The 1166-nt window shown below is 74.5% G+C and carries 1 protein-coding gene; it reads right to left on the bottom strand.

All coding sequences use genetic code 11. The features are described from left to right. Window positions 1–1166, bottom strand: a 1166-nt coding sequence (locus M8I34_RS41065) for a cytochrome P450 (RefSeq protein ID WP_250058160.1), incomplete at both ends; no start/stop codon positions are given.

The following is a 1166-nucleotide window of genomic DNA, read 5'->3' as shown; positions in this document are numbered from 1 at the left end:
CGGTCGACGGGCAGGGTGTCGCGGCTCGCGCGGCGGCCGGAGTGCAGCGCGAGGACCGTGTCCAGGTCGGCGCCGAGGACGTGGGCGGCCCGCTCGACGGCGGCCGGGGCATTGGCGGGCAGCACGGCGAGGTGGTCGGCGGTGCGGTAGCCGACGCCGTCCGGCAGCGCGATGCGCAGGAAGCGCTTGGGCCGCGGCCAGCCCTCAGCGGTGAGGTCATGAGCCTCGGTGACGGTCATCGGGACGAGGCCGTGGCGGGCGGCGAGCGCGTCCAGCGGACCACCGGTGACCTCGGTGACGGAGTAGCCGGTGTCCTCCGACGCCGGTGCGCTCGCGCCGACGCTCTCCGGGTCGCCGTAGTGCGTCAGCAGCTGGGTGCGCAGCGCCGCGGTGAACTCCTTGACGGTGCCGCTGAGGTCGCCGGAGGCGTCGGCCTCGGCGCGCGGCAGCAGCCGGTGGGCGCCGAGTGCGTCGAGCCGGTCGTCGATCAGGGTCGGTATGTGCTGGTAGGTGGCGGCCCAGTTGCGGTCGCCGACGCCCAGGACGGCGAACGGGACGCCGGTGGCGGCGCCGTCCCGCGCGGTGTTCAGCCACTCGACGAAGGCGGCGGCGTCATCGGTGGGCCGGCCGTTGTAGGAGGCGGCGACGATGACCACCGGCCGGTCGGCGGGCAGCGCACCGGCGTAGGCGTCCAGCGGTGCCACATCGGCGGTGAAGCCGAGTCCGGTGGCCTCGTCGGCGAGGCGCTCGGCGAACTCGCGGCAGGTGCCGTAGTTGCTGCCGTGCAACAGCAGCAGACCGGTGCCCTGGAGGACGCGGGTCGGCAGCCCGTCATCGGTCGCGGTGTCGTCCACCGTTCCGGAGTCGCTGCCGGGGAGCACGGCCAGCGCGGCGCGGACCGCGGCCCGGTCGGCGGGCGTCCGGGCGGCCAGAGTGAGGGTGAAGCCCTCGGGCTTGAGGGTCAGCGTCTCCTTGATGCGCAACTGGTAGTCGCAGTCGTCGACCAGCCGGTAGCGGTGCGCCAGGAGGGCGAGCAGCATGGTCGCCTCGTGGAGCGCGAACTGCCGCCCGATGCAGGCGCGTTCACCGGTCCCGAACGGCTTGTACGCATGCGGCGAGCGGGCCGCCTCGGCCTCCGGGCTGAAGCGCGACGGGTCGAACAGCTC

Source organism: Streptomyces sp. MCA2 (assembly GCF_023544705.1).
GTDB lineage: Bacteria > Actinomycetota > Actinomycetes > Streptomycetales > Streptomycetaceae > Streptomyces > Streptomyces decoyicus.
Note: the sequence above shows the minus strand (reverse complement) of the source record. Positions and strands in the feature narration are given on the sequence as shown.